At 71.2% G+C, this 17,724-nt stretch carries 13 protein-coding genes; 3 read left to right on the top strand and 10 right to left on the bottom strand.

Going from position 1 to position 17,724, the window contains the following annotated elements; genetic code table 11:
- Positions 1-202: 202 nt before the first annotated feature.
- The 7 genes from ACFYV1_RS11045 to ACFYV1_RS11015 all read right to left on the bottom strand — a co-directional run bounded on the left by ACFYV1_RS11045 (position 203) and on the right by ACFYV1_RS11015 (position 10,099).
- Entirely contained in the window at positions 203-3,151 is a 2,949-nt protein-coding gene (locus ACFYV1_RS11045) for a M14 family zinc carboxypeptidase (protein ID WP_389395130.1), read from the bottom strand.
- Between the two features lie 190 nt (positions 3,152-3,341).
- On the bottom strand, positions 3,342-4,331 hold the full coding sequence (gene whiA, locus ACFYV1_RS11040) for a DNA-binding protein WhiA (RefSeq protein ID WP_005318962.1): 990 nt from the start codon (positions 4,329-4,331) through the stop codon (positions 3,342-3,344).
- Positions 4,322-5,356: a uridine diphosphate-N-acetylglucosamine-binding protein YvcK gene (gene yvcK / locus ACFYV1_RS11035; protein ID WP_389395129.1), complete on the bottom strand. Its 1,035-nt coding sequence runs from the start codon at positions 5,354-5,356 to the stop codon at positions 4,322-4,324. Before yvcK ends, whiA begins: the two co-directional genes overlap by 10 nt.
- Positions 5,353-6,294, bottom strand: coding sequence for an RNase adapter RapZ (rapZ, locus tag ACFYV1_RS11030; protein WP_389395128.1), 942 nt, complete (start codon positions 6,292-6,294; stop codon positions 5,353-5,355). Before rapZ ends, yvcK begins: the two co-directional genes overlap by 4 nt.
- Positions 6,291-8,303: an excinuclease ABC subunit UvrC gene (gene uvrC, locus ACFYV1_RS11025; RefSeq protein ID WP_389395127.1), complete on the bottom strand. Its 2,013-nt coding sequence runs from the start codon at positions 8,301-8,303 to the stop codon at positions 6,291-6,293. Before uvrC ends, rapZ begins: the two co-directional genes overlap by 4 nt.
- Before the next feature lie 303 nt (positions 8,304-8,606).
- The gene (locus ACFYV1_RS11020; RefSeq protein ID WP_389395126.1) at positions 8,607-9,491 is read right to left on the bottom strand and encodes a hypothetical protein; all 885 of its coding nucleotides are present in this window, start codon (positions 9,489-9,491) and stop codon (positions 8,607-8,609) included.
- Positions 9,492-9,496: 5 nt separating this feature from the next.
- Entirely contained in the window at positions 9,497-10,099 is a 603-nt protein-coding gene (locus ACFYV1_RS11015) for a papain-like cysteine protease family protein (RefSeq protein WP_389395125.1), read from the bottom strand.
- A 362-nt stretch (positions 10,100-10,461) separates the two neighbouring features.
- Here ACFYV1_RS11015 and ACFYV1_RS11010 point away from each other — a divergent pair, with 362 nt between their 5' ends.
- Entirely contained in the window at positions 10,462-11,391 is a 930-nt protein-coding gene (locus ACFYV1_RS11010; RefSeq protein WP_389395124.1) for a hypothetical protein, read from the top strand.
- Positions 11,392-11,406: 15 nt separating this feature from the next.
- On the opposite strand, the gene ACFYV1_RS11005 is transcribed toward ACFYV1_RS11010, so the two are convergent.
- On the bottom strand, positions 11,407-11,829 hold the full coding sequence (locus ACFYV1_RS11005; RefSeq protein ID WP_389395123.1) for a Rieske (2Fe-2S) protein: 423 nt from the start codon (positions 11,827-11,829) through the stop codon (positions 11,407-11,409).
- Positions 11,830-12,293: 464 nt separating this feature from the next.
- Entirely contained in the window at positions 12,294-15,251 is a 2,958-nt protein-coding gene (uvrA, locus tag ACFYV1_RS11000) for an excinuclease ABC subunit UvrA (protein WP_389395122.1), read from the bottom strand.
- A 195-nt stretch (positions 15,252-15,446) separates the two neighbouring features.
- On the opposite strand from uvrA, the gene ACFYV1_RS10995 reads away from it, so the two are divergent.
- Positions 15,447-16,130, top strand: a complete 684-nt coding sequence (locus ACFYV1_RS10995) for a maleylpyruvate isomerase family mycothiol-dependent enzyme (protein WP_389395121.1) — start codon at positions 15,447-15,449, stop codon at positions 16,128-16,130.
- A gap of 10 nt (positions 16,131-16,140) precedes the next feature.
- Positions 16,141-16,797, top strand: coding sequence for an MBL fold metallo-hydrolase (locus ACFYV1_RS10990; RefSeq protein ID WP_389395120.1), 657 nt, complete (start codon positions 16,141-16,143; stop codon positions 16,795-16,797).
- A gap of 39 nt (positions 16,798-16,836) precedes the next feature.
- Here the strand turns inward: ACFYV1_RS10990 and ACFYV1_RS10985 are convergent, their stop codons facing one another.
- Complete coding sequence (locus ACFYV1_RS10985) at positions 16,837-17,541, bottom strand: alpha/beta hydrolase (protein WP_389395119.1); 705 nt, start codon at positions 17,539-17,541, stop codon at positions 16,837-16,839.
- Positions 17,542-17,724 lie beyond the last annotated feature (183 nt).

Genomic DNA, 17,724 nt, shown 5'->3' with positions numbered 1-17,724 from the left:
GGGTTTCGACGCCGGCGAGCTGTATATAGGGATGTCCCCGACCGCCTACGACCCTACCCCTCTGCGGCTCCCGCAGTGACATCGCGACGCCCGGTCCGCGAGACGGTGACCTGTACTCATCAGTAGGAACTCCGGCGGCCGAGATCCGTGCCGGGGCGCGGGGCGCTCGTGCCGCCGCCCCGCGCCCCGGTCACCTCGTACGTCAGCGCCGCAGGGCCCTCAGCGCCGCGCCGACGATCCGTGCCCGCTCGGCCGCGCCGCGCACGTGCTCGAGGCCGAAACCGAGCAGCACGCTGTCCCGGGTGCTCACGGCGGAGCCCGACGGGTACAGATCCTGACTGCGCTCCCAGTTCCCCCGCAGGGCCGGGCTGCCCTCCGGCGGCCCCGCCGCCCGCCAGGGTCCGAGGGACGTCTCGAATCCCTCGAACGGCTGCTCCTCGCCGCCGGTGACCAGGGCCGTCCGGTCGACGAAGACTCCCCGGCCGCCGGCGCTCGGGTCGGTGATGTACGAGACGGAGACCTCGATCTGCCTGCCCGCGTAGGCGCTCAGGTCGAAGGACGCCGCCCGCCATCCGTCAGAGGCGCCGGTGAACGAGTTCCAGCTGCCGGTGGTCCCACTCGCCGTGCACGCGTCCTGCCCGAGCGTGAGGTAGTGGCTCAGGAACGGGTGCTGGTCGATGTAGAAGCCGCCGTCGCACTCGGCGGGGACGGTGGTGGACGTCCCGCCGCCCGCGTCCGGCAGCGTCGTCCAGTCGTCCCGGCCGACGGTGTGGACCTCGACCACGGCGTTGTCGTAGCCGGGCTCGGTGTTGAAGCTGAGCCGCATGTTCAGCGTGGGTCGGTCACCGGCGGCCGTGCCGGTGAGGTCGAGGGTGCGGGACAGCCGCATCCAGGAGGAGTTCCGGTGGGCGGCCGCCGCGTACCACTGCCCCTCGTACGGCGAGAACGGCATCCTCGCGCCCGGGTAGTCACCCGCCGCCGCGCTGCTGAACTGCGGGAACTCGTCGGCCGGCAGTGTGTCGGAGGTGATGGTGTACGCACCGGCCGCGTCCAGGGGGTTGCCCGGGGCGTCGCCGAGGGCGCCGGCGGCACCCGAGAGACGTCCGGAGCCGAGGAAGCCGTTCACCCCGGCGAGCGAGGCGCGGCCGAAGGCCCCGAGGTAGTACTGCGAGAAGTCGTCGCTCAGCGCCCGGCCGAGGTCGGCGTCGCCACCGGCGTGTTCGCCGGCGGTGAGGAGCTTTCCGCCCTCGTTGAGGTAGGCGCGCACGGCCTGCGTGGTCTCCCAGGACGGCTCCGCCGCGCCCGAGTACCACACGACGGTCCTGAAGTGGCTGAGCACCCCGAGCGGGTGCGGGGCACCCTGTGCGGCGACGTCCCAGACGGCGCTGCGCCTGCCGTTGTCGGCGAGGGAGCGGGTGTAGGCGGCGGTGTGCCTCGCGGCGTCCGTGCCGCCCTCCTCCGCGATCACCAGGGTGTCGGCGCGCGGACGCTCGGCGACGGTGTAGGTGAAGCGCTCGCCGCCGGCGCGCCCGCCGTCCCGGGTGCGGCCGGTGAACCAGACCTCGACCCGGTCGCCGGGGCGGGCGTCCTCGATCACGGCGCGGTACTCGTCGAAGTGGATGTTGTCCTCGCCGCCGAACCGTTCGCCGCCCTTCCAGGGCCGCAGCTTCTGGTCGTGTGTGCGACCGCCGTTGATCCGGTAGTTGAGTTCCTTGTCCCGCACCGATCTGCGGGCGGTGACGGCGACTTCCTGGTCGCCGCCGCGGGCGTAGGAGGTGGTGAAGGAGTCAGGGGTGAAGTCCGGCGCCTCGAGACCCAGCGAGGAGGACGGCCGGTCCGGGTGCGCGGCGGTCTCCGCGACGGAGAGCGCGAACGGGATGTTCTTCGCGAACTCCTGCTGGATCAGCGTCTCGTCGTCCGGGAAGGTGAAGATGGACGCGCAGTCCGCGGCGTTCCACTCGTCGTCGGGGTCGACGCGGGAGGCGGTGGCGCAGGTCGACATCTCGGGGGTGTACATCATCATCCCGTTGACGTTGGCCGCGTGGCCGTCGGCCTCGCCGTTGGTGGTGTAGAGCTCGGAGGAGATCTGGGGCCGGTAGCCGGGGATCGCCGAGTTGTCGGGCGTGCCCGCCAGGGCCCGGTAGAGCACGTCGTCCGGCGTCGGGGTGGCGACCTGCCAGCCGACCCCGTACAGCAGCAGCTGGGCGGCGGAGTGGTAGTTGATGCCGTACTGGAAGCCGATGCGCTTCTGGAAGCGGTCGATGGCCCGCGTCTCGGGTTCGGAGCCGGGGCCGGTGCCGCGGTAGGTCTCGTCGAACGGGTCGGGCGAGGAGCCCTCGTTGTCGTAGCCCCACTTGTACGCGAAGTTGCGGTTGAGGTCGACGCCGTCGCCGGGGGCGATCCGCCCGTCGCCGTTGTTGTCGCGCAGGTTCTTGCGCCACTGGCGCTCTTCGGTGCCGGTGAAGGTGTAGTCGTAGCCGTCGGGGTTGGCGGAGAGCACGAACCACAGTTCGGTGTCGTCGACGACGTCGGTGATCCGCCGGTCCTTGCCGTAGTTGTCCAGATAGTGGTGCATCAGCCGCCGGGTCATCTCCGGGGTGATCCACTCGCGGGCGTGCTGGTTGGACATGTAGAGGGTGGCCGGCTTGGAGCCGTCGCGGTGCCGGTCCGCGCCCTTGGAGACCTTGAGGGCGAGGATGTCCTGGCCCTTGACCGTCTTTCCGATGCTCACGACCTTGGTGAGGGCCGGGTGCGCCGCGGCGGTGTCGAGGATCTCGTTCTTGAGGCCGCCTTCACCGCCGTACGGGCGGAAGACTCCGTCGCCCGCGGCCGCGAGGCGCTTCTCGGCCTTGGCGGAGATGGTGTGCTCGGTGATGCCGACGCCCTGCTCGCGCAGTTCACCGGCCTGCCGACGGGTGAGGTGGAGCTCGATGGTGGCCGTTCCCCGGTCGGGGATCTGCTCGCCCAGCTCATGGCCGTCGGTGCCGGCCGCGAGGATCAGGGGCACCTGCTCCTTGCTGACTTCCGCACGCCACACGGCGAGTTCCTCGCCGTTCCCGCCCCCTGCGTCGGCCTGCGCGATCGGTGCCGCCGACACTCCTGCAATCAGGAGTGAGGCCGCCGCGAGGATCGATCTCGCTCTGCGTCTCATAAGCCCCCCTTGCCGTTGTCTGCCAGGAAAGTGCTCGTGTCCGCCGTGATGACGGGCATGCGACAGGCTCATGACTCTCCATGATCATGTCAATAGGGCCGGACCGGCCCCAGCGGGCGCGGAAAACAGGACTGCCGACGCCCCGAGAGGCGTCGGCAGTAAAGCTGTTCAGCTACATGCCAGGGAGGTGTCAGCCGACCAGACCGTCGGCCATCTCCTCCGTCAGGTTCGACTCGGTGCCCGGAATGCCCAGGTCCTGCGCCCGCTTGTCCGCCATCGCCAGCAGCCGGCGGATACGGCCCGCGACCGCGTCCTTCGTCAGCGGCGGGTCGGCCAGCGCGCCCAGCTCCTCCAGCGAGGCCTGCTTGTGCTCCATGCGCAGCCGGCCGGCCGCGGCGAGGTGCTCGGGCACCTCCTCGCCGAGGATCTCCAGGGCCCTCTGCACCCGAGCCCCCGCCGCCACGGCGGCACGGGCGGAACGGCGCAGATTGGCGTCGTCGAAGTTGGCCAGGCGGTTGGCGGTGGCGCGCACCTCGCGCCGCATCCGCCGCTCCTCCCACGCCAGCACCGACTCGTGCGCGCCGAGACGGGTCAACAGCGCGCCGATCGCGTCACCGTCGCGCACGACCACCCGGTCGACACCCCGTACCTCGCGGGCCTTGGCCGCGATGGAGAGCCGGCGGGCCGCCCCGACGAGGGCGAGGGCCGCCTCCGGTCCCGGGCAGGTGACCTCGAGCGAGGACGAGCGGCCCGGCTCGGTCAGGGAGCCGTGCGCCAGGAAGGCGCCCCGCCAGGCGGCCTCCGCGTCGCACGTCGCACCGGAGACAACCTGCGGCGGCAGCCCCCGGATCGGGCGGCCCCGGCCGTCGACCAGACCCGTCTGGCGCGCCAGCTGGTCACCGCCCGCGACCACCCTGACGACAAAGCGTGAGCCGCGGCGCAGCCCGCCGGGAGCCATCACCATCAGCTCCGAGCTGTGGCCGAAGATCTCCAGGATGTCGCGCTTGAGGCGGCGCGCCGCGATACCGGTGTCCAGCTCCGCCTCGATCACGATGCGGCCGCTCACCAGGTGCAGACCGCCCGCGAACCGCAGGATGGCCGAGACCTCTGCCTTTCTGCAGCAGGTCCGGGTGACGGGAAGCCGGGAGATCTCATCCTTCACCGCTGCCGTCATCGCCATGGGCCGATCCTTCCATGCATCCGAAAAATACGGTCGTACGCGGCGGCCAACAGCTCCGGGTCATGCTTGGGAAGCCCGTCGGGAGAGGCCACCGGAGCCAGCTCGACCGCGGCGCCCAGCCGCTTGGCGGCGTCGACGAGGGACTCGCGGTCGGGCACTGCGGCCTCGTCGGCCAGCACCACGTCCAGGGCGAGTTTAGGCGCGTGTCGTCCCAAAACCTCCAAATGACGCTGCGGGGAAAAGCCATCGGTTTCACCGGGTTGCGGTGCGAGGTTGAGCGAGAGCACCCGGCGGGCCTTGGTCTCCACCAGCGCGTCGAGCAACTCGGGCACCAGCAGATGCGGGATGACGGAGGAGAACCAGGAGCCGGGACCGAGAACCACCCAGTCGGCGTCCAGCACCGCCGCGACGGCCTCCGGGACGGCCGGCGGGTCGTTCGGCACCAGGTGCACGGACTGCACCTCGCCAGGGGTGAGCGCCACGGTCGCCTGGCCGCGCACGGTGTCCACGTCGTCCGGGCGCGCCGGGTCGTGCCCCCGTACGAGCGCCTGGAGCTCCAGGGGGACGGCCGACATGGGCAGCACCCGGCCGTGCGCGCCGAGCAGCTTGCCGACCAGGTCGAGCGCCTGGACGTGGTCGCCCAGCTGTTCCCACAGCGCCACGATCAGCAGATTGCCGACCGCGTGCTCGTGCAGGTCGCCCTGGGACTGGAAGCGGTGCTGGATGACCCGGGCCCAGGTCTGGCCCCAGTCGTCGTCGCCGCACAGCGCGGCCAGGGCCTTGCGCAGGTCACCGGGGGGCAGCACACCGAGCTCCTCGCGGAGCCGGCCGCTGGACCCGCCGTCGTCGGCGACCGTGACGACCGCGGTGAGGTCGCCGGTGATGCGGCGCAGGGCCGCGAGCGACGCGGACAGGCCCATGCCGCCGCCGAGGGCGACGACCTTGGGCTGCGCGCCGCGCTTCCGTGACGTCAGCGCGTGGGTGGACCTGCGCAGCCGCCGCAGACGGAGGTTGCGTCCGGTCACTCGCGCCCCAGGTCCCGGTGGACGACGACGGTCTCGACACCTGCGGAGGTCAGACGGGCGGCGAGCTTCTCGGAGGTGGCGACGGAACGGTGCTTGCCACCCGTGCACCCGACGGCGACCGTGACGTACCTCTTGCCCTCACGGCGGTAGCCGGCGGCGACCAGCTGCAGCAGCTCGGTGTAGCGGTCGAGGAACTCCTTGGCGCCGGGCTGGTTGAAGACGTAGTTCGACACCTCCTCGTTCAGCCCGGTGAACGGGCGCAGCTCCGGCACCCAGTGCGGGTTCGGCAGGAAGCGCATGTCGACGACGAGGTCCGCGTCGACGGGCAGCCCGTACTTGAAGCCGAACGACATCACCGTCGCCCGCAGCTCCGGCTCCTCGTCGCCGGCGAACTGGGCGTCCATCTTGGCGCGCAGTTCGTGGACGTTGAGGCCGGAGGTGTCGATCACCAGGTCGGCGTCGCCGCGCAGTTCGCGCAGCAGGTCGCGCTCGGCGGCGATGCCGTCGACGATCCGCCCGTCGCCCTGGAGCGGATGCGGCCGCCGGACCGACTCGAAACGGCGCACCAGCGCGTCGTCCGACGACTCGAGGAAGACGATCCGCCGGGTGACCTGCTTGGCGTCCAGGTCCGCCAGGGACTCGCGGAGGTTGTCGAAGAAGCGCCGTCCGCGTACGTCGACGACGACCGCGATGCGCGCGACGTTGCCCTGCGAGCGGGCGCCGAGCTCGACCATCGTGGGAATCAGCGCGGGCGGCAGGTTGTCGACGACGAACCAGCCGAGGTCCTCCAGACACTTGGCCGCGGTGCTGCGGCCCGCGCCGGACATCCCGGAGATGATCACCAGTTCGGGGATGGCCACGTCCGCCGTGGACTCGCCGGGCTCGGTGTCGTTGCCCGTACTCACGTCTGCTGCTCCGTCTCCGTCGTGCTCAGTCATGTCGTGCTGCCCCCGTCGCTCTCTTCAATGATCTCTCCTGTCGCGGTGTTCACGGCAGGTGCGGGCACGGCGGCCTGCGCCAGGGCCACGACGACGGACTCGGCCGTCTTTCTGCCCATCCCGGGAACCTCGCAGATCTGCTCGATTGTCGCCTGCCGCAGGCGCTTGACCGAGCCGAAATGCTTGATCAGAGCCTGCTTCCTGGTGTCACCGAGGCCCGGGACCGCGTCCAGGGGACTGGTCCTGATGCGCTTGGAACGCTTGGAACGCTGATAGCGGATGGCGAAGTCGTGAGCCGTGTCACGCACCCGCTGGAGAAGATAGAGGCCCTCGCTCGAGCGGGGCAGCACCACGGGGTCGTTCTCGTGCGGCAGCCAGACCTCCTCGAGGCGCTTGGCCAGGCCGCAGACCGCCACGTCGTCGATGCCTAGCTCGTCCAGCGCCCGCTTGGCCGCGGCGACCTGGGGCTGCCCGCCGTCGACGACGACCAGCTGAGGGGGGTAGGCGAACTTCTTGGGCCTGCCGTCCTCCTCCAGGGCCTCGTGCCCCGGTTCGTCACCGCCGATCCACTCTCCGGTCCTGTCCTTCTCCGCGAGATAGCGCCTGAAGCGGCGGCTGATCACCTCGTGCATGGACCGGACGTCGTCCTGGCCCTCGCCGTGCCAGACCTGTGTGTCCCCGACCCGACCCTTGATCTGGAAACGGCGGTACTCGCTCTTGCGGGCGAGCCCGTCCTCGAAGACGACCATGGACGCCACGATGTCCTCGCCCTGCAGGTGCGAGATGTCGAAGCACTCGATCCGCAGCGGCACGGAATCCAGCCCGAGTGCCTCCGCGATCTCCTCGAGGGCGCGGGAGCGGGTCGTCAGATCGCTGGCACGCCTGGTCTTGTGGAGCCCGAGCGCCTGGAGCGCGTTGCGCTCGACCGTCTCCATGAGGGCCCGCTTGTCGCCGCGCTGCGGGACGCGCAGGGAGACGCCCGAACCCCGGCGGCCGCTCAGCCACTGGGTGACCGCGTCCGCGTCCTCCGGCAGGGCGGGGACGAGGACCTCCTTGGGCACGGCGTCGCCGCTCTCCTCGCCGTACAGCTGCTGGAGCGCGTGCTCGACCAGGCCGGCCGTGTCCACGTTCTCCACCTTGTCGGTGACCCAGCCGCGCTGGCCGCGGACGCGACCGCCGCGGACGTGGAAGATCTGTACGGCGGCCTCCAGCTCGTCCTCCGCGAGCGCGATGAGGTCGGCGTCGGTCGCGTCGGCCAGCACCACGGCGTTCTTCTCGAGGGCACGCCTGAGGGCCTCTATGTCGTCGCGCAGCCGGGCGGCCTTCTCGTACTCCATCTCGTCGGCGGCGGCCATCATCTGCTTCTCGAGACGGCGGATGTAGGTGCCGGTCCGGCCGGTCATGAAGTCGCAGAACTCCTCGGCCAGTTCGCGGTGCTCCTCGGGAGTGACCCGGCCCACGCAGGGCGCGGAGCACTTGCCGATGTAGCCGAGCAGACAGGGGCGGCCCTTCTGCACATGGTTGCGGAAGACGCCCGCGGAGCAGGTGCGCACGGGGAAGACCCGCAGCATCAGGTCGACGGTCTCGCGGATGGCCCAGGCGTGCCCGTACGGGCCGAAGTAGCGCACGCCCTTCTTCTTGGCGCCGCGCATGACCTGCACCCTCGGGAACTCCTCGTCGAGACTGACCGCCAGGTACGGATAGCTCTTGTCGTCGCGGTACTTCACGTTGAAGCGGGGGTCGTACTCCTTGATCCAGGAGTACTCCAGCTGGAGCGCCTCCACCTCGGTGGAGACGACCGTCCACTCCACGGAGGCAGCGGTGGTCACCATGGTCCGGGTGCGGGGGTGCAGATTCGCCAGGTCCTGGAAGTAGCTCGCGAGGCGCTGGCGAAGGCTCTTCGCCTTGCCCACGTAGATCACCCGGCGGTACTCGTCCCGGAACCTGTAGACCCCCGGCGAGTCGGGGATCTGTCCCGGCTTGGGGCGGTAGCTGGAGGGGTCGGCCATGCCGTCCACCCTACTGGCGGGCGGTGACAGAGCGGGCACTGCCCGCCAGGTACATGACCAGTAGCCGGCCCGGGGTCGGGGCCGGCCACCGGGGTGCGCCCGCGCGGGGCCGGACGCGGGAACACGGTGCGTCCGTGCGCCGCGTACAGGCCGCTGCTCAGGCGGCTTTCGCGGACAGGTGAAGCGCCGGTCGCGCGAGCCGCGTGCCGGACGGACCGGTTCGCCCGACGAACTGGTCGTGGGGCGAACCGGGCGCCGGGCGAACCGTCGGTCAGGCGGTTCACGGCTCGCAAGGGGCGGCGGTCAGGCCTGCCGCCCGGCCGGTGCTCCGGCACGGCGCCTGCGCCGGCCGACGGTCGCACCGCAGAGGGCGAGCGCCAGCAGCGCACCCGTACCCGCCACCGCGGAGAGAGGGGTGACGACCCGGTCCGCCGCCTGCACAGTCCCGTCGGCGGCGGCCTCTGCGGCCGGCGGGGCCGCGGGCGCCGGGGCGGGCGCGGCCGCCGGCCCGTATCCGCCCGCCGCGCCCTTCTTCGCGTACTCCGACCCGGGCAGCTTGTCCGCGTACGCGTCCTCGACGCGGTCCTGGTAGGCGGTCAGCGTGCTGCCGTCGCGGCCGATCGCGTTCCGGGCGTCCTCGTCCAACGGCAGCACCTTGTTGCCCTTGGTGACGTACCAGGCGTTGATCTGCGGCTCCTGGAAGACCGTCCCGCCGGGCAGTGCGGCGGCGCCGTGCCTGCCGTAGCGGATCTCGTCGTCGCCGGTGGCGATGTTCACCACCTGCCACTTCCCGTCCTGCCGCACCGACCACACGGACGCCTTCTGCCCGTCGGAGGAGACCGCGCGGCTGGCGAAGAAGCGGAGCTCGGCGACGGGAGCGCCCGGCTTCCCCGCCACGAAACCGGCGGACAGCATGTAGACGGGCACGCTGCCGCTCTCCACCCGCGGGTCGGCCGTCGCCGCGGAGACGGCGCCGTCACGGGAGAAGAAGCGGGACAGCGTCTGCTGCGTGGCGGGAGCGGCGGCCGCACGGTCCGCCGCGGCACGGTCGGCGGCGGAGGCGGCCGCGGGAGCCGGCGGAACGCTCGGGCCGGAGGCGGCGAGGGCGTCGGCGGCGGGGGCGAGGGTGCCCAGTACCACGGCGGTGACGAGAGCGGCGGCACGGCCGGTGCGTCGGTTGGTCGTCATCGCGCTCACGCCCCGATCCGGTACAGCGAGTGGGTCCACGAGAAGTCGTGGTTGTCGACGTACCAGGCGTGGGTCGCCCAGTTGTAGCGGTTGCTCGACTGCCAGGGGTCGCCCCAGGCGACGTAACCGGAGTCGTATCCGTAGAGCACCTGCATGTGACCGCCACCGCTGGACCACTGGATACGGGTCTCGACGGGCCGGTTGTTGTTGATCTCGGTCTGCACGGTCGTGTAGTTCAGCCAGCCGTTCACATACGAGCCGGGGCTTATGCCGGCCCAGCTCAGACCGGTCTGCACGTTGCCGAGCGTCGCCTGCCAGTTGGGGCAGTCGTAGCCCTGGGCGCGGTTGAAGGCCGCGTTGCAGAACTGGTTCTGGCTGTAGTTGCGGCCGAAGTAGGTGGCGATGGAGTTGCCGCCAGCCGCCCAGCACCAGTTGGACTTCTCCTGGGCCTGCATCTCGTAGTTCAGCGTCCGCCACGAGTCGTCCGCGGCGGCGGGTGTCGCGGTGGTGTACGACACAGTGAAGAGAGCGGACAGGAGTACGGCCGCGGCGGCGGGCCATCTCCTGCCTGTTCTGGACGTGCGAGGCTTGTTCCTTTTGTTGCGCATCGCGTTCCTCCCGAGGCGGGGGCGTGGGGATGGAGGAGCGCGTCCGGACGCTGCGGTTGAGCATCATTGCTTGTCGGAGACGGGTCAACACGCTTCAATGCGGAACAGCACGGCCCTGTGAACGGTGCGGTGTGGATGTGAACGCCACCGCCTGCCGCACCTGGAGAGCCTGCGCCGCCCACCCCCAGCGGCCGAAAACCCACGTGAACGTTCACCGAACACGAGACGTCGTCCGTTCGATCGCCCAGCCGTACCCGCCCCGTCCCCCGTCTCCTCCGTCTCCTCCATCCACCAGTCCCCAGTCCCCAGTCCCAGTCCCAGTCCCCAGTCCCCAGTCCCCCAGTTCACGTCCGGAGAGTCCCATGGGCCACGCCGAAGCCGACCTGGCGCAGGTGCTGAACACCGGCCCCTTCCACCTGGCGCTGCGCGCCGCGCTCGCCGTGCGCGGTCTGCCGCTCCAGCGTGTGCAGCACCACCTCGCGCACCGCGGGATCAAGCTGGGTGTCACCAGCCTCAGCTACTGGCAGCAGGGTGTCCGCCGACCGCAGCGCCCCGAATCCCTGCGCGCCGTCCGCGCCCTGGAGGAGGTCCTCGAACTGCCGGGGAACTCCCTGCTCCGGCTGCTCGGTACGGGCGCCGACGCGCGCACCGAGGTCGAGCGCCCCGCGGGCCGGACCTACCGCTCGCTGGTGGACCGGTCCGGCGTCGTGGAGCGGCTCATCGGCGGCCTCGACTCACCGGCCGACGGCGGCCTGCACACCGTGGGCCACCAGGAACGCGTGCGGATCGGGGCGGGCCGCCAACTGCAGGGCAGGGAGTCCCAGCAGGTGGTGCGCGCGCACCGCGACGGCATCGACCGCTATCTCGCCATCCACCACGGGGACCCCGGCTGTGACCCGGCCCGCGTGGAGGTCGGCGCGCTGGAGAACTGCCGCACCGGCCGGGTGCGCTGGGACCGCCCCAGCGGCGTGGTGGTCGCGGAGCTGCTCTTCGACGCACGACTGCGGGCGGGCGAGACCTATCTGTTCGGCTACTCCTTCGAGGACGGCACCGGCGGCCCGAGCGCCGAGTACGTACGCGGCTTCAGCTTCGCGGGAGGCCAGTACGTGCTCCAGGTGCGTTTCGACGACGGCGCGCTGCCCGTACGCTGCCACCGCTTCGCGCAGGCGACGGCAGGGGCGCCGCGCAGCGCACGCACCGACCTCACACTCAGCGGGAGGCACCGCACGGTGCACCTGGTGGAGCAGGGGGTACGGCCGGGGATCCTGGGGATCGACTGGGCCTGGGACTGACCCGGCGGCCGCTTCCTAGGCGTCCGGGCCGGCGACGAGCTTGCCGCCCTCCGCCCTGATCGGCACCTCGGGCAGCGGCACGGTGGCCGGGCCCTGCAGCGCCTTGCCGGTCGTCACGTCGAAGCGGCTGCCGTGACAGGGGCAGTTGCCCTCGGTGCCCTCCACCTTGTCGAGGACGCAGCCGGCATGGGTGCACTGGGCGCTGAAGGCCTTGTACTGGCCCTTCGCCGGGCAGTGCACGATCAGGCGCTGCTCCCGGTACAGCTTGGCGCCGCCGACGGGTACGGCGTCCGCGGCACCGAGGTCGACGGGGGCGGTGGGGGTCGGCACCTCCGCGTGCCCGAGCTTGGACTCGGTGGAACAGCCGGCGACCCCGAGCCCGGCGGCCCCGGCGAGGGCGGCACCCTTCAGGACGGTACGACGGGCGGTCGGGGGCATGGGGACTCCATGGTTCGGTTCGTCGTGGTGCGGGACGCGGGTCGCGCGCTGCCGGATCCGACGATACCGGCGCAAGTCTCCCCGCCGACGCCCGGGGCGGCTGGACGGCACGGACGACGGCGCCCGGTCAGGTCGTACCCCCTGTCCGTGGTCACGGCTGTGCGGCCCCGCCGCGTGACGGGGCGGGCCCGGACTCAGGCCCGGCGCCCGGACCCGGCTTGACCCGGCGCCCGGGCCAGTGCTCGGACCTGGGCTTGGCGCGTCCGACGGGCCGGGGCGTGAGCCCGAGGCTGACGAGCGGGGCTCCGGCGCCGCGCGCTGCCCGGCTCGGCCCGGGAGTTCGGGGCCCAACGCGGCTGGGGCCGAACCCTGTTCGGGGCGCTTCTGCGCCGGAAGGGCGGGGCGGGCGGGAGCCCGCAGACGGACCCGCTCATACCGCCCGCCCCGCCCCGTCGAGCCGGTCGTCAGCCCTTCCGCGCTCGCGAAGCCGCCGTCTTCTTCGCTGCCGCCTTCTTCGCAGTGACCTTCTTCGCCGGCTTCCGTGCCGCCGGCACCGCCGCCGACGCGTCGCTGATCCGCTCAGCGTCGAGGATGTCGCGCAGGAACTTGCCGGTGTGGCTGGCCGGTACGCCGGCGACCTGCTCCGGAGTGCCCTCGGCGATCACCAGACCGCCGCCGCTGCCACCCTCGGGCCCCATGTCGACGACCCAGTCCGCCGTCTTGATCACATCGAGGTTGTGCTCGATGACGATCACGGTGTTGCCCTTGTCGACGAGCCCCGACAACACGTTGATCAGCTTGCTGATGTCCTCGAAGTGGAGACCGGTGGTCGGCTCGTCCAGGACGTAGACCGTACGGCCCGTGGAGCGCTTCTGAAGCTCGGAGGCGAGCTTCACACGCTGTGCCTCGCCGCCCGAGAGGGTCGGCGCGGACTGGCCGAGCCTCACGTATCCGAGGCCCACCTCGTTGAGGGTGCGCAGGTGGCGGGAGATGGTCGGGACGGCCTCGAAGAAGTGCATCGCCTCTTCGATCGGCATGTCCAGCACCTCGGCGATGGACTTGCCCTTGTAGTGGACCTCCAGGGTCTCCCGGTTGTACCGCGCCCCGTGGCAGACCTCGCACGGCACGTACACGTCCGGCAGGAAGTTCATCTCGATCTTGATGGTGCCGTCGCCGGAGCAGTTCTCGCAGCGGCCGCCCTTGACGTTGAAGGAGAAGCGGCCGGGCAGGTAGCCGCGGACCTTGGCCTCCATCGTCTCCGCGAACAGCCTGCGGACGTGGTCGAAGACGCCTGTGTACGTCGCCGGGTTCGACCGCGGGGTCCGGCCGATGGGCGACTGGTCGACGTGGACCACCTTGTCGACGAGATCGTCGCCGTCGACACGGGTGTGCCGCCCCGGCACCGACTTCGCGCCGTTCAGCTCGCGGGCGAGGTGGGTGTAGAGGATGTCGTTGACCAGGGTCGACTTTCCGGAGCCGGAGACGCCGGTGACGGCGCTGAGCACGCCGAGCGGGAACGAGACGTCGATGTCCCGCAGGTTGTTCTCCCGCGCTCCGTGCACGGTGAGCCGGCGCGTCGGGTCGACGGGGCGGCGCAGTTCCGGCGTCGGGATGGACCGCTTCCCGGACAGGTACTGTCCGGTCACCGACTCCTTGTTGGTGAGCATCTGCCGCAAGGGGCCGGAGTGCACGACCTTGCCGCCGTGCTCGCCCGCGCCGGGGCCGATGTCGACGACCCAGTCGGCGACCTTGATGGTGTCCTCGTCGTGCTCGACGACGATGAGGGTGTTGCCCATGTCGCGCAGCCGGACGAGGGTCTCGATCAGCCGGTGGTTGTCCCGCTGGTGCAGGCCGATGGACGGCTCGTCGAGGACGTAGAGCACGCCGACGAGGCCGGAGCCGATCTGGGTGGCGAGCCGGATGCGCTGGGCCTCGCCGCCCGACAGGGTGCCTGCGGCGCGGTTGAGCGACAGGTAGTCCAGGCCGACGTCGACCAGGAAGCGAAGCCGCTCGTTGACCTCCTTGAGCACCCGCTCGGCGATCTTCTTGTCGCGGGCGTTGAGCTTGAGCCTGCCGAGGAATTCGGCGCACTCACTGATCGACATGGCGGACACCTCGGCGATGGACTTCTCCATCACGGTGACCGCGAGCACGATCGGCTTGAGGCGGGTGCCTTCGCAGGTGGGGCAGGGCACCTCACGCATGTAGCCCTCGAAGCGCTCCCTGCTGGAGTCGCTCTCCGCCTCGGAGTGCCGCCGCTTGACGAACTGCACGGCGCCTTCGAACGCGGGCGTGGTGTAGGCGCGCTCCCGCCCGTAACGGTTGCGGTAGCGCACCTCGACCTGGGTCTTGTGGCCGTGGAGGAGGGCCTTCTTGGCGCGCTGCGGCAGCCCTGCCCAGGGCATGTCGGTGGCGAAGCCGAGCGCCTGGGAGAGTCCGCCGATCAGCCGCCCGAAGTACTCCTTGGTGTGGCCGTGCGACCAGGGGTGGATCGCGCCCTCGTCGAGGGACTTCTCCTCGTCGGGGACGACCAGCTCCGGGTCGACCTCCATGCGCGTACCGATGCCCGTGCAGTCGGGGCAGGCGCCGAAGGGCGAGTTGAAGGAGAACGAGCGCGGCTCGAGCTCCTCGAAGGACAGATCGTCGTACGGGCAGTACAGGTGCTCCGAGTACATCCGCTCGCGCTCGGGGTCGTCCTCCGGGAGGTCGACGAAGTCGAGCACGACCATGCCGCCGGAGAGCCCCAGCGCGGTCTCCACCGAGTCGGTCAGCCGGCGCTTGGCGGAGTCCTTCACCGTCAGGCGGTCGACGACCACCTCGATGGTGTGCTTCTCCTGCTTCTTCAGCGTGGGCGGCTCGGAGAGCTGGACGGTCTTCCCGTCGACGCGCGCCCGGCTGTAGCCCTTGGTCTGCAGGTCGGAGAAGAGGTCGACGAACTCGCCCTTGCGCTCGCGCACCAGCGGGGAGAGCACCTGGAAGCGGCTGCCCTCCGGCAGCTCCAGCACCTTGTCGACGATGGCCTGCGGCGACTGCCGAGAGATCGGCCTGCCGCACTCCGGACAGTGCGGCTTGCCGATCCGCGCGAACAGCAGGCGCAGATAGTCGTAGACCTCGGTGATCGTGCCGACCGTGGAGCGCGGGTTGCGCGAGGTCGACTTCTGGTCGATCGAGACGGCCGGAGAGAGCCCCTCGATGAAATCGACGTCCGGCTTGTCCATCTGACCGAGGAACTGCCGGGCGTAGGAGGAGAGCGACTCGACGTACCGACGCTGCCCCTCGGCGAAGATCGTGTCGAACGCGAGGGACGACTTGCCAGACCCCGAAAGCCCGGTGAAAACGATGAGGGAGTCACGCGGGAGGTCGAGCGAGACGTTTTTCAGGTTGTGCTCGCGAGCGCCACGAACGATGAGACGGTCGGCCACGCCGGTCCGCACCTTTCTGAGTAGAAGCGGGGGCACAGCCCCGTCCCGGACCGAGACTCGGCCTTCGGGGGCGGCCAGAAGATGGATGCCTGACTTTCAAGGATGCCTCCATCGAGCGTATAGCACGCGCATTCGATTTATGACCGTGCGCCGATACCTTCACCCGATCGAGTGGGCGGAGCTAGGGTCGACCTCATGATCGATCCCGTGAGCGACCTGCGCTCTCTACGTGAAGCGACGGACCGGCTCGTCACCGCGGCCGCCCGACTGGACAACGCCGGCGTCGCCTCGCCGTCACGGCTGCCGGGCTGGACCCGCGGCCATGTGCTTGCCCACATCTCCCGTAACGCCGACGCGCTCGTAAATGTTCTCGAGGGCCGGCCGATGTATGTCACAGGCGAGGCCCGCGACGCCGACATCGAGCGTGACGCACCGCGCCCGCTCGGTGAGCAGCTCGACGACCTGCGGGCCACGGCGGCCCGTTTCCAGGAGGCGTGCGCCGCCCCCGGCGACTGGGAGCGCACCGTCGAACTGCGCAACGGTGTGACCGATCGCGCAGCCCGCGTCCCCTTCCGCCGCCTCGTCGAGGTCGAGCTGCACCATGTCGACCTCGGCATCGGATACGAGCTGGAGGACCTGCCGAAGGAGTTCACCGAGCGGGAGACGGCGTTCCTCGCGGACCGCTGGAGCGGCCGCCCGGACGTTGTGCCGACCCGTGTCCTCGCGGGCGGCGGCGAGTGGAGCACCGGTGGAACGGCCGGAGACCCGGTCACCGTCTCCGGCTCCCCCGCCGACGTGCTGGGCTGGCTGTCGGGCCGCCGCGACGGCGCCCTTCTGGAGTGCGCAGGCGGCCCGCTGCCCGTACTGCCCGCGCTATAGGCTGAGACGCATGACATACAGCGGAGCGGTGAAGGTCGGCGGCCCGGCGGACGTGCACGAGCTCGCCGACCTGATGATCTCCAAGGTCGCGGTCGGACCGATGGACAACAACGCCTATCTGCTGCGCTGCCGGACCACCGGCGAGCAGCTGCTGATCGACGCCGCCGCCGAGCCGGACACACTGCTGCGGCTGATCGGCGACGACTCCATCACCTCCGTCGTCACCACCCACCGCCACGGCGACCACTGGCAGGCCCTCGGGGACGTGGTCCGGGCGACCGGCGCGCGTACCTACGCCGGCCGGCACGACGCGGAGGGCATCCCCGTCCCGACCGACGTACCGGTGGACGACGGGGACACGATCAGCGTGGGGCGTGTCGAGCTGAAGGCCCGGCACCTCGTGGGCCACACGCCGGGGTCGATCGTGCTCGTGTACGACGACCCGCACGGACACCCGCACGTCTTCACCGGCGACTGTCTCTTCCCCGGCGGCGTGGGCAACACGAACCAGGACCCGAAGGCCTTCACCGGCCTGCTGGACGGCGTCGAGGAGAAGCTCTTCGCGGTGCTCCCCGACGAGACCTGGGTCTACCCGGGCCACGGCAAGGACACCACCCTGGGCGAGGAGCGGCCCCACCTCGCACAGTGGCGCGAACGCGGCTGGTAGCCGCTGCGGCCGCGGCCCGCGAGGCCGCGGCCGGTCGTCTCAGCAGTCCACGGGTGCGAACCCGTGCCCGGTGCCCGGTGGGAACGTCCCGAGCTCCAGCAGGCCCACGACCAGTTCCGTGGTGAGCATGTGCCACCTCGCGGCGCCGCGCAGCATCGCGTGGTCGCCGCCCGGCACCGACAGCGCGTGGACCTCCGCACCCGCCGCCCGTGCCCGGGTGGCGAAACCCCAGGTCTCACGGGGATCCGTCACCCGGTCCCTGCCTCCGTGCAGCAGCACGACGCGGGTACCGGCCAGGTGTGCGACCGGCTCCTCCGCCGGACACCAGGGGGCGAGACCGATCACGGCCGTCACCAGCGGGTGGCGGGCGGCATGGAGGGCGGCGCGTCCGCCCATCGAGTGGCCGACCAGGACCGTGGGAACTGCGCCGGCGACGGCCTCCAGCTCGTCGAGCGCCCGCAGCGCGTCACGGCCCGCGTCTGCCCGGTCGCCGTTCCAGCCGCGACGGCCGTAGCGGACCCGGCCCAGCGCCACGCCGTCCTCAGCCGTGGCACGGGCGATGGAACGCGCGAAGGGCCGCATCCGCGCGGCGGGCAGGTTCACCGCGGGCGGCGGACCCAGCGCGTCGGCCCGGCCGCCGTGCAGCAGCAGGACGGCGGCCTTCGCGGGCCCGGCGGGCCGGTCGAGGCGCAGCGCGGGCACGGGCGTGGGGTCCTTCGCGCCTGTACGAATGGGGATGGCCATCACGTCCTCGGGTTCGGCGGCGCGTCGGCGTCGGGGGCTGGAAAACCGACCGGCGGGCAGCAGTTGTCGTACGCAACCGTATTCGGAGCCGTGGCGACAGTGGATTGGTGGCCTTTCGCGGCCGGAAGAGGCACCGGCGGGTGCGGACGGCCGCTGCCGTCCGCACCCGCCGATGGAGTGCTG

Source organism: Streptomyces sp. NPDC003023, from assembly GCF_042888225.1.
Lineage (GTDB): Bacteria > Actinomycetota > Actinomycetes > Streptomycetales > Streptomycetaceae > Streptomyces.
This window is presented reverse-complemented; position numbering and strand designations above follow the sequence as displayed.

Excerpts from the sequence above, each read along its gene's own strand:
- rapZ (WP_389395128.1), bottom strand. The coding sequence starts at position 6,294 with ATGACTGAGCACGACGGAGACGGAGCAGCAGACGTGAGTACGGGCAAC.
- uvrC (WP_389395127.1), bottom strand. The coding sequence starts at position 8,303 with ATGGCCGACCCCTCCAGCTACCGCCCCAAGCCGGGACAGATCCCCGAC.
- ACFYV1_RS11045 (WP_389395130.1), bottom strand. The coding sequence starts at position 3,151 with ATGAGACGCAGAGCGAGATCGATCCTCGCGGCGGCCTCACTCCTGATT.
- ACFYV1_RS11015 (WP_389395125.1), bottom strand. The coding sequence starts at position 10,099 with ATGCGCAACAAAAGGAACAAGCCTCGCACGTCCAGAACAGGCAGGAGA.
- ACFYV1_RS10985 (WP_389395119.1), bottom strand. The coding sequence starts at position 17,541 with ATGGCCATCCCCATTCGTACAGGCGCGAAGGACCCCACGCCCGTGCCC.
- ACFYV1_RS11005 (WP_389395123.1), bottom strand. The coding sequence starts at position 11,829 with ATGCCCCCGACCGCCCGTCGTACCGTCCTGAAGGGTGCCGCCCTCGCC.
- ACFYV1_RS10995 (WP_389395121.1), top strand. The coding sequence starts at position 15,447 with ATGATCGATCCCGTGAGCGACCTGCGCTCTCTACGTGAAGCGACGGAC.
- ACFYV1_RS11020 (WP_389395126.1), bottom strand. The coding sequence starts at position 9,491 with ATGACGACCAACCGACGCACCGGCCGTGCCGCCGCTCTCGTCACCGCC.
- ACFYV1_RS10990 (WP_389395120.1), top strand. The coding sequence starts at position 16,141 with ATGACATACAGCGGAGCGGTGAAGGTCGGCGGCCCGGCGGACGTGCAC.
- ACFYV1_RS11010 (WP_389395124.1), top strand. The coding sequence starts at position 10,462 with ATGGGCCACGCCGAAGCCGACCTGGCGCAGGTGCTGAACACCGGCCCC.
- whiA (WP_005318962.1), bottom strand. The coding sequence starts at position 4,331 with ATGGCGATGACGGCAGCGGTGAAGGATGAGATCTCCCGGCTTCCCGTC.